Origin of the sequence: Streptomyces sp. NPDC047315 (assembly GCF_040643215.1) — a bacterium.
Classification (GTDB): Bacteria; Actinomycetota; Actinomycetes; order Streptomycetales; family Streptomycetaceae; genus Streptomyces.
Genome location: NZ_JBEYTZ010000029.1, coordinates 107504 through 117183, shown reverse-complemented (window position 1 = coordinate 117183; position 9680 = coordinate 107504). Strand labels below are relative to the sequence as shown.

At 72.2% G+C, this 9680-nt stretch carries 5 protein-coding genes; all 5 read left to right on the top strand.

What is annotated here, in order from left to right; all coding sequences use genetic code 11:
• Positions 1–444 precede the first annotated feature (444 nt).
• The 5 genes from ABZ842_RS29360 (at position 445) to aceE (ending at position 9669) form a co-directional block, all read left to right on the top strand.
• A complete protein-coding gene (locus tag ABZ842_RS29360) occupies positions 445–1965 on the top strand; it encodes a leucyl aminopeptidase (RefSeq protein WP_361543198.1) in 1521 nt (506 codons plus the stop codon).
• A gap of 365 nt (positions 1966–2330) precedes the next feature.
• Positions 2331–3719: a dihydrolipoyl dehydrogenase gene (gene lpdA, locus ABZ842_RS29355; RefSeq protein WP_361543195.1), complete on the top strand. Its 1389-nt coding sequence runs from the start codon at positions 2331–2333 to the stop codon at positions 3717–3719.
• 53 nt (positions 3720–3772) lie between these two features.
• Complete coding sequence (gene sucB / locus ABZ842_RS29350) at positions 3773–5596, top strand: 2-oxoglutarate dehydrogenase, E2 component, dihydrolipoamide succinyltransferase (protein WP_361543192.1); 1824 nt, start codon at positions 3773–3775, stop codon at positions 5594–5596.
• A 444-nt stretch (positions 5597–6040) separates the two neighbouring features.
• A complete protein-coding gene (locus tag ABZ842_RS29345; RefSeq protein WP_361543189.1) occupies positions 6041–6679 on the top strand; it encodes a GntR family transcriptional regulator in 639 nt (212 codons plus the stop codon).
• A 317-nt stretch (positions 6680–6996) separates the two neighbouring features.
• Complete coding sequence (gene aceE / locus ABZ842_RS29340) at positions 6997–9669, top strand: pyruvate dehydrogenase (acetyl-transferring), homodimeric type (protein ID WP_361543186.1); 2673 nt, start codon at positions 6997–6999, stop codon at positions 9667–9669.
• Positions 9670–9680: the final 11 nt, after the last annotated feature.

Here is a 9680-nt window from a genome sequence, read left to right as displayed (position 1 = left end):
TCCCCGCGCCCCTGAACCCTCTGCCCTCGGCCTGCAGACAAGTGACGGGGGCAGCGAAACAGGGGCGCGGGGAACTGCGCGAACAGCCCACCACGGTCTGCAGAAGGCGATGCTCCCGCGGGCGAACGGCGCGGCCGTCAGGTGGCGCTGGGGGTCCCCCCAGGCCCTCTGGGGCCGAGGTGGGGGTGCCCCCGTGCCCGCAGGGCACAGGGGGAGGAACTGCGCGAACAAGTCCCACCGGGCCGCGGAGACCAACGCACCCCGCAGGGGAAAGCGCGCCCGGGGGCGGCTTGGGCACGGGGCGTGGGGGCCGCAGCGGGCCGGTGCTGTGAGCGCGGCAGATGACCGCGCGTAGGCTCTTCCCGGACGGGGCGCCGACGCACCCCCCGGCCCCTCGTGGCCGCCATCGGCCCTGGAACTCAACGGAAGCGAGAAATCACCACCGTGACTGCTCTCACTCTCAGCACTGCCGGCGCCGCGACGCTGCGCGCCGACGCCATCGTGGTCGGCGTCGCGAAGGGCGCCAAGGGCCCGGTGGTCGCGCCGGGCGCCGAGGCCGTGGACAAGGCGTTCGACGGAAAGCTCGCCTCCGTCCTGGAGACCCTCGGTGCCGCGGGCGCCGAGGGCGAGGCCATCAAGCTCCCGTCCCCCGCCGGCCTGAAGGCCCCCGTGGTCCTCGCCGTCGGCCTGGGCGCGGCGCCGGAGAAGAACGGTTCGTACGGCGCCGAGGCCCTGCGCCGTGCCGCCGGCACCGCCGCCCGCGTGCTCGCCGGTTCGAAGAAGGCCGCGTTCGCGCTGCCGATCTCCGACGCCGCCGACACCTCCGCGATCGCCGAGGGCGCGCTGCTGGGCGCGTACGCCTTCACCGCCTACCAGGGCGGCGCCGACGCCAAGGGCAACGGCAAGGCCGCGCTCGCCGAGGTCGCCCTGCTCGGCGCCAAGCCGCGGGACAAGGCCCACAAGGCCGCCGCCGAGCGCGCCGCCGCGCTCGCCGAGGAGATCAACCGCGCCCGCGACCTGATCAACACCCCGCCGAACGACCTCACCCCCGAGGCGTTCGCCGCCGTGGCCAGCGCCGCAGGCAAGGAGCACGGCCTCAAGGTCCAGATCCTCGACGAGAAGGCGCTGGTCAAGGGCGGCTTCGGCGGGATCCTGGGCGTCGGGCAGGGCTCGACGAACCCGCCCCGCCTGGTCAAGCTGACGTACACGCACTCCCGCGACGCCAAGACGCTGGCGCTGGTCGGCAAGGGCATCACCTACGACTCGGGCGGCATCTCCCTGAAGCCGGCCGGCCACAACGAGACGATGAAGTGCGACATGAGCGGCGCCGCCGCCGTGTTCGCCGCGGTCGTCGCCGCCGCCCGGCTCGGGCTGCCGGTGAACGTCACCGGCTGGCTCGCGCTCGCCGAGAACATGCCCTCCGGCACCGCCACCCGCCCCGGCGACGTGCTGCGCATGTACAGCGGCAAGACCGTCGAGGTGCTGAACACCGACGCCGAGGGCCGCCTGGTGCTCGGGGACGCGCTGTGGAAGGCGTCCGAGGAGAAGCCCGACGCGATCGTGGACGTGGCCACCCTCACCGGTGCGATGGTGCTGGCGCTCGGCAACCGCACCTTCGGGATCATGGCGAACGACGACGCGTTCCGCACCGCGATCCACGAGATCGCGGACGAGGTCGGCGAGCAGTCCTGGCCGATGCCGCTCCCCGCCGAACTGCGCAAGGGCATGGACTCCCCCACCGCCGACATCGCCAACATGGGCGAGCGGATGGGCGGCGGCCTGGTGGCCGGCCTCTTCCTCCAGGAGTTCGTGGGCGAGGGCATCACCTGGGCGCACCTGGACATCGCCGGCCCCGCGTTCCACGAGGGCGCCCCGTACGGCTACACCCCCAAGGGCGGCACCGGTTCCTCGGTCCGCACGCTGGTGAAGCTGGCGGAGCGGATGGGCGCCGGCGACCTCGGCTGACCACCGCCCCCCGTTCGTCGATGCGGCCCCGGATGCGTCCGGGGCCGCACCCACGCCGCAGCGCACCCCCTCAAGACGGGCTCCGTTCGCTGTGGACGAAACATCGGACCCCGGTCACTTGCCACGGAATCGGTGGACGCGTCCGGATGTTGTACCCATGGGTAACTCCTGGGGTGATCGATCAGACGCCACCAGAGCTCCGCCCCGCGTCCCGTCTTCCGCCAACAAATGCGAAGATGGGCCTCGGCAGGACAGGGCCCCCACCACAGGGCCGACGAGACATCGGCCGCACACCAGCCGACCGGCCGGTCGCCCCCGGCGAGCAGGGGGACCGGCGACCGGCGCACATGCATGGAGGACGTGACGTGGCGAACGACGCCAGCACCGTTTTCGACCTAGTGATCCTCGGCGGCGGTAGCGGCGGTTACGCTGCGGCGCTGCGCGGGGCCCAGCTGGGCCTGGACGTCGCCCTGATCGAGAAGGACAAGCTCGGCGGCACCTGCCTGCACTACGGCTGCATCCCCACCAAGGCGCTGCTGCACGCCGGCGAGATCGCGGACCAGGCCCGCGAGTCGGAGCAGTTCGGCGTGCGGGCGACGTTCGAGGGCATCGACGTCGCAGCCGTGCACAAGTACAAGGACGACGTGATCTCGGGCCTGTACAAGGGCCTCCAGGGGCTGATCGCCTCCCGCAAGATCACCGTGATCGAGGGTGCGGGCCGACTGTCCTCGCCCACCTCCGTCGACGTCAACGGTCAGCGCATCGAGGGCCGCCACATCCTGCTGGCCACCGGCTCCGTGCCGAAGTCGCTGCCGGGCCTGGAGATCGACGGCAACCGCATCATCTCCTCCGACCACGCGCTGAAGCTGGACCGCGTGCCGAAGTCCGCGATCGTGCTGGGCGGCGGCGTCATCGGCGTCGAGTTCGCCTCCGCGTGGCGCTCCTTCGGCGCCGAGGTCACCGTCATCGAGGGCCTGAAGCACCTCGTCCCGGTCGAGGACGAGAACAGCTCCAAGCTGCTGGAGCGGGCCTTCCGCAAGCGGGGCATCAAGTTCAACCTCGGCACCTTCTTCGAGAAGGCCGAGTACACCGAGGACGGCGTGCGCGTCACCCTCGCCGACGGCAAGACCTTCGAGGCCGAGGTGCTGCTGGTGGCAGTCGGCCGCGGCCCGGTCTCCGCCGGTCTCGGCTACGAGGAGCAGGGCGTCGCGATGGACCGCGGCTACGTCCTGGCCGACGAGTACATGCAGACGAACGTGCCCACGATCTCGGCGGTCGGCGACCTGGTCCCGACCCTCCAGCTCGCGCACGTCGGCTTCGCCGAGGGCATCCTGGTGGCGGAGCGGCTGGCCGGCCTCAAGACCGTCCCGATCGACTACGACGGCGTTCCGCGGGTGACGTACTGCCACCCCGAGGTCGCCTCCGTCGGCATCACCGAGGCCAAGGCCAAGGAGGTCTACGGTGCGGACAAGGTCGTCGCGCTGAAGTACAACCTCGGCGGCAACGGCAAGAGCAAGATCCTCAAGACGCAGGGCGAGATCAAGCTCGTCCAGGTCAAGGACGGCGCCGTGGTCGGCGTCCACATGGTGGGCGACCGGATGGGCGAGCAGATCGGCGAAGCCCAGCTCATCTACAACTGGGAGGCCCTGCCGGCCGAGGTCGCGCAGCTCATCCACGCGCACCCGACCCAGAACGAGGCGCTCGGCGAGGCCCACCTGGCGCTCGCCGGCAAGCCGCTGCACGCCCACGACTGAGCCTTCGGCCAGACGACCACTTCCCCGCACATTCGTTAGGAGCAACAGAAACCATGCCGGTTTCCGTAACCCTTCCGGCGCTCGGTGAGAGCGTCACCGAGGGCACCGTCACCCGCTGGCTGAAGGCCGAGGGCGAGCGCGTCGAGGCCGACGAGCCCTTGCTCGAAGTCTCGACCGACAAGGTCGACACCGAGATCCCCGCGCCGGCCGCCGGCGTGCTGGCCTCCATCAAGGTCGCCGAGGACGAGACCGTCGAGGTCGGCGCCGAGCTGGCGATCATCGACGACGGCACGGGCGCGCCCGCCGCCGCCCCGGCGCCCGCCGCCGAGGCCGCACCGGCGCCCGCTCCGGCCGCCGAGCCGACCCCCGCGCCCGCCGCTGCTGCGCCGGCTCCCGTGGCCGAGGCCCCCGCGGCCCCCGCCCCGGTCGCCGAGCAGCCCGCCGCGGCTCCGGCCGGCGGCGCCTCCGGTACGGACGTCGTCCTGCCGGCGCTCGGTGAGAGCGTCACCGAAGGCACCGTCACCCGCTGGCTGAAGCAGGTCGGCGAGTCCGTCGAGGAGGACGAGCCGCTGCTGGAGGTCTCGACCGACAAGGTCGACACCGAGATCCCCGCGCCGGCCGCCGGCGTGCTGCTGGAGATCGTGGTCGGCGAGGACGAGACCGCTGAGGTCGGCGCGAAGCTGGCGGTCATCGGCGCTGCCGGTGCCGCTCCGGCCGCGCCCGCCGCCCCGGCTGCTCCGGCGCCGGCCCCTGCCGCGGCTCCCGCCCCGGCTCCGGTCGCCGCCCCGGCCCCCGCCGCCGCTCCGGCTCCGGTCGCTGCTCCGGCTCCGGCTCCGGCTCCGGTGGCCGCTCCGGCCCCGGTGGCCGCTCCCGCTCCGGTGGCGCCTGCCGCTCCGGCCGCCCCCGCGGCCGGTGACGCCTACGTGACCCCGCTGGTCCGCAAGCTCGCCGCCGAGAACGGCGTGGACCTGTCCGCGGTCAAGGGCACCGGCGTCGGTGGCCGCATCCGTAAGCAGGACGTCGTGGCCGCGGCCGAGGCCGCCCGCGCCGCCGCTGCCCCGGCCCCCGCCGCTGCCGCCGCCGCTGCCCCGGCCCCCGCCGCTGCCGCCGCTCCGGCGCCGGCCGCCGCGAAGGCCCCGGCGCTTGAGGTCTCCCCGCTGCGCGGTCAGACCGTCAAGATGACCCGGATGCGCAAGCTCATCGGCGACAACATGATGAAGGCGCTGCACAGCCAGGCCCAGCTGACGACGGTCGTCGAGGTCGACGTCACCAAGCTGATGCGGCTGCGCGCCCAGGCCAAGGACGGCTTCGCCGCCCGCGAGGGCGTCAAGCTCTCCCCGATGCCGTTCTTCGTGAAGGCGGCGGCCCAGGCGCTGAAGGCCCACCCGATCGTCAACGCCCGGATCAACGAGGACGAGGGGACCATCACCTACTTCGACACGGAGAACATCGGCATCGCCGTCGACTCCGAGAAGGGGCTGATGACCCCGGTCATCAAGGGCGCGGGCGACCTGAACATCGCCGGCATCGCCAAGAAGACCGCGGAGCTCGCCGGTGCCGTGCGCACCAACAAGATCCGTCCGGACGACCTGGCCGGCGCCACCTTCACCATCAGCAACACCGGTTCGCGCGGTGCGCTCTTCGACACCGTCATCGTGCCGCCGACCCAGGCCGCCATCCTGGGCATCGGCGCCACCGTGAAGCGCCCGGCCGTCATCGAGACCGCCGAAGGCACCGTCATCGGCGTCCGCGACATGGTGTACCTGTCGCTCTCGTACGACCACCGCCTGGTGGACGGCGCCGACGCCGCCCGCTACCTGAGCGCCGTCAAGGCGATCCTGGAGGCCGGTGAGTTCGAGGTCGAGCTCGGCCTGTAGCCCATAGGGCACCGAGCAGCACCACACCAGCGCCCCCGGCCGGAACTTCCGGCCGGGGGCGTCGGCGTGCCCGTGCCCGTGCCGGCAGCGTCGGCGTGCCCGGCGCGAACACGCCTTCGACGGCACCTTGTGGTGACACTCACCCCAGTGAATTGCGTTACGCCCCGAGTACGTCCGCCTGCGCCGCGTGCTGTCCCCGCGCGGCCGGCCCCGGAGTACCGATCGGTAGCCGCAAGGCCCCGTCGACGGCGGCCACACCCCCTCCGACCAGCGGCGGAAGGTTCCCGCACCGCTCCGGGTCGTCGACGGGGGCCCGTCCGTCGCCGCCGTCGGAGCCGACCCCGTGACCTGGGATCACCGCGCTCTGTGTCCGGTCGGGGACTCTTCCCGCACACCCACGGCAGCAATAATTGACACCCCGTCCGCGTCCCCCCGGGAGCTCCCATGACCCCGCCCGTCGTCCACTCGCTCCGGGAGCAGATCCGCGAGCACATCGTGGAGGGGATCGTCAGCGGGCGCTGGAAGCCCGGCGAGCGGATCGTGGAGCGCGGCATCGCCACGGAGCTCCAGGTGTCCCAGACCCCGGTCCGCGAGGCGCTGCGGGAGCTGGAGAGCCTGCGGCTGATCGAGTCCGCGCCGAACAAGGGCGTCCGGGTGCGCAACCTCACCGCCGCCGACCTGGAGGAGAGCTATCCGGTCCGGGCCGGTCTGGAGCAGATCGCGGCGGAGCTCGCGGCCGACCGGCTCTCCGTGGACTGCTCGGTGCTCACCCCGCACGTCGCCGCGCTGTACGAGGCGGACCGCGTCGGCGACTCCGCCGGCCAGGTCCGGCACACGGTCGCCTTCCACCGGGAGCTGGTCAGGGCGGCGGGCAACAACGTGCTGCTGCACACCTGGGAGGGCCTGGGCATCGAGGTGTTCACGGCGCTGTCCATCCGCTGGCTGGGCACGGTCCAGCAGTCGTACGCGGAGGAGCACCAGGCCATCGTCGACGCCTTCCTCAGACACGACCCGGAGATCGGCCCCCTGGTGAAGGCGCACGTCCTGGGCTGCGCACCCGCGCCCGAGCGCCCCGCCCCGTAATCCGCCCCACCGCGGAACCCCCACACCGCAGAACCACTCGCTCACCTGAGCCTTCGCCCGTACATCCGGGCCGTTTCCTGCCTTTTTCCAGGGCACTGCGTGCCCCATTTCGCGGCACGGAATGCCAATTTCGCCCTTCGGAGAAGTTTTACCTCCTAGCACTTTGATCGATCATCGATCAGAGGCTTACAGTCGCTGGGGGCACCCGCCCCGACGCCCTGTCCTGCCAGACAAGGCACCCCGGCAGATACCCGTACGACCCGAGTACCACCTGCCTCCCACCATCTCCACCCCCCTCCAGTCCGGAAGGCGGCGACATGACCGACCCCGCAGGCAAGCAGCTTCCGAGCGAGCTCGATCAGCTCCCGGATCGTGACAGCGAGGAGACCGCCGAATGGGCGGCCTCCCTGGACGCCGTCACTCAGCACGCGGGCCCGCACCGGGCCTCGTACCTGATGCGCCGCACCCTGCAGCACGCCGAGCGCGCCGGCGTTCCCGTGCCCCGTCTGCTGGAGACGGACTACGTCAACACCATCCCCACCGGCGCCGAGCCCGCCTTCGACGGCGACGAGGCGATCGAGTCCCGGATCACCGCCTGGAACCGCTGGAACGCCGCCGCCATGGTGACCCGCGGCGCCCGGCACGGCGTCGGCGGCCACATCGCCACCTTCGCCTCCGCGGCCTGGCTGTACGAGACCGGCTTCAACCACTTCTTCCGCGGGAAGGAGGGCGACGGCAGCGGCGACCAGCTCTACATCCAGGGCCACGCCTCGCCCGGCATCTACGCCCGCGCCTTCCTCGACGGCCGCCTCACCGAGGCCCACCTGGACAACTTCCGCCAGGAGGCGGGCGGCGCCGGCCTGCCGTCGTACCCGCACCCGCGCCGGCTGCCCTGGCTGTGGGAGTTCCCCACGGTCTCCATGGGCCTCGGCCCGCTCTCCGCGATCTACCAGGCGCGCTTCAACCGCTATCTGCACAACCGCTCGATCAAGGACACCGCCAACTCCCACGTGTGGGCGTTCCTCGGCGACGGCGAGATGGACGAGCCCGAATCGACCGCGGCCATCGCGCTCGCGGCCCGGGAGCAGCTGGACAACCTGACCTTCGTCATCAACTGCAACCTCCAGCGCCTCGACGGCCCGGTCCGCGCCAACTTCAAGATCGTGCAGGAGCTGGAGGCCCAGTTCCGCGGCGCCGGCTGGAACGTCGTCAAGTCGCTGTGGGGCTCCGCCTGGGACGAGCTGTTCGCGCTCGACACCCAGGGCGCGCTGGTCCGCCGGCTGCGCGAGGTGCCGGACGCCCAGTTCCAGACGTACGCCACCCGGGACGTCGCCTACATCCGCGAGCACTTCTTCGGCGCCGAGCCCGCGCTCGTCGAGCTGGCGAAGGTGCTCACGGACGCGAAGATCGCCGAGTGCTTCTACACCTCCCGCGGCGGCCACGAGGCCCGCAAGGTGTACGCGGCCTACCGCGCGGCCCTCGCCCACAAGGGCGCGCCGACCGTGATCCTCGCGCAGACCGTGAAGGGCCACACCCTCGGCAAGGGCTTCGCGTCGAAGAACGCGAACCACCAGATGAAGAAGCTCTCGATCGACGAGTTCAAGGGCATGCGCGACCTGCTCGAACTGCCGATCCCGGACAGCGCCTTCGAGGGCGACCTGGTGCCCTACGCCCACCCGGGCGCCGACTCCCCCGAGGTGCGCTACCTCCAGGAGCGGCGCGCCGCGCTCGGCGGCCCCGCCCCCGCGCGCCGGGTGCACGCCGTCGCCCTCCCCGAGCCTGAGGAGCGCGGCTTCAAGGCCCTCCAGAAGGGCTCCGGCAACCAGGAGATGGCCACCACCATGGCCTTCGTCCGCCTGGTGAAGGACCTGATGCGGGACAAGGAGACCGGCCGCCGCTGGGTGCCGATCGTGCCCGACGAGGCCCGGACCTTCGGCATGGAGTCGCTCTTCCCGTCCGCCGGCATCTACTCGCCGCTGGGCCAGACGTACGAGCCGGTCGACCGCGACCAGCTGATGTACTACAAGGAGGCCAAGGACGGCCAGATCCTCAACGAGGGGATCACCGAGGCCGGCGCCATGGCGGACTTCATCGCCGCGTCGACGTCGTACGCGACGCACGGCGAGCCGATGATCCCGTTCTACATCTTCTACTCGATGTTCGGCTGGCAGCGCACCGGCGACCAGATGTGGCAGCTCGCCGACCAGCTCGGCAAGGGCTTCATCGTCGGCGCCACCGCGGGCCGCACCACCCTGACCGGCGAGGGCCTGCAGCACGCCGACGGCCACTCCCACCTGATCGCGGCCACGAACCCGGCGTCGCTCAACTACGACCCGGCGTTCGCGTACGAGATCGCGGTCATCGTCAAGGACGGCCTGCGCCGGATGTACGGCCCGGACGCCGAGGACGTCTTCTACTACCTGACGGTCTACAACGAGCCCAAGCAGCAGCCCGCGATGCCCGAGGGCGTCGAGGAGGGCATCGTCCGCGGTCTGTACCGCTTCAAGGAGGGCGAGGCGCCCCGCACGGACTCCCCCCGGATCCAGCTCCTGGCCTCCGGCACCGCGATCCACTGGGCGCTGGCGGCGCAGCAGCTGCTCGCCGCCGACTGGGGCGTCACGGCCGACGTGTGGTCCGCGACGTCCTGGGGCGAGCTGCGGCGCGACGCACTCGCGGCGGACGAGGCGCTGCTGCGCGGCGAGGACCGCACCCCGTACGTACGGCAGGCCCTGAGCGGCGCGCCGGGCCCGGTGCTCGCGGTCAGCGACTGGATGCGGCAGGTGCCGGACCAGATCAGCCAGTGGGTCGAGCAGGACTGGTCCTCACTGGGCACCGACGGCTTCGGCCTGTCGGACACCCGCGACGCGGCCCGCCGGCACTTCGGCGTGGACGCCCAGTCGATCACCGTGGCGGCGCTGGCGCAGCTGGCGCGGCGGGGCGAGGTTCCCGCGGCGGCGGTGAAGGAGGCCCGGGAGCGCTACGGGCTCTGACGCTCCCGAAG

Coding starts and splice junctions, on each gene's coding strand:
- aceE (WP_361543186.1), top strand. CDS start 6,997: ATGACCGACCCCGCAGGCAAGCAGCTTCCGAGCGAGCTCGATCAGCTC.
- ABZ842_RS29345 (WP_361543189.1), top strand. CDS start 6,041: ATGACCCCGCCCGTCGTCCACTCGCTCCGGGAGCAGATCCGCGAGCAC.
- sucB (WP_361543192.1), top strand. CDS start 3,773: ATGCCGGTTTCCGTAACCCTTCCGGCGCTCGGTGAGAGCGTCACCGAG.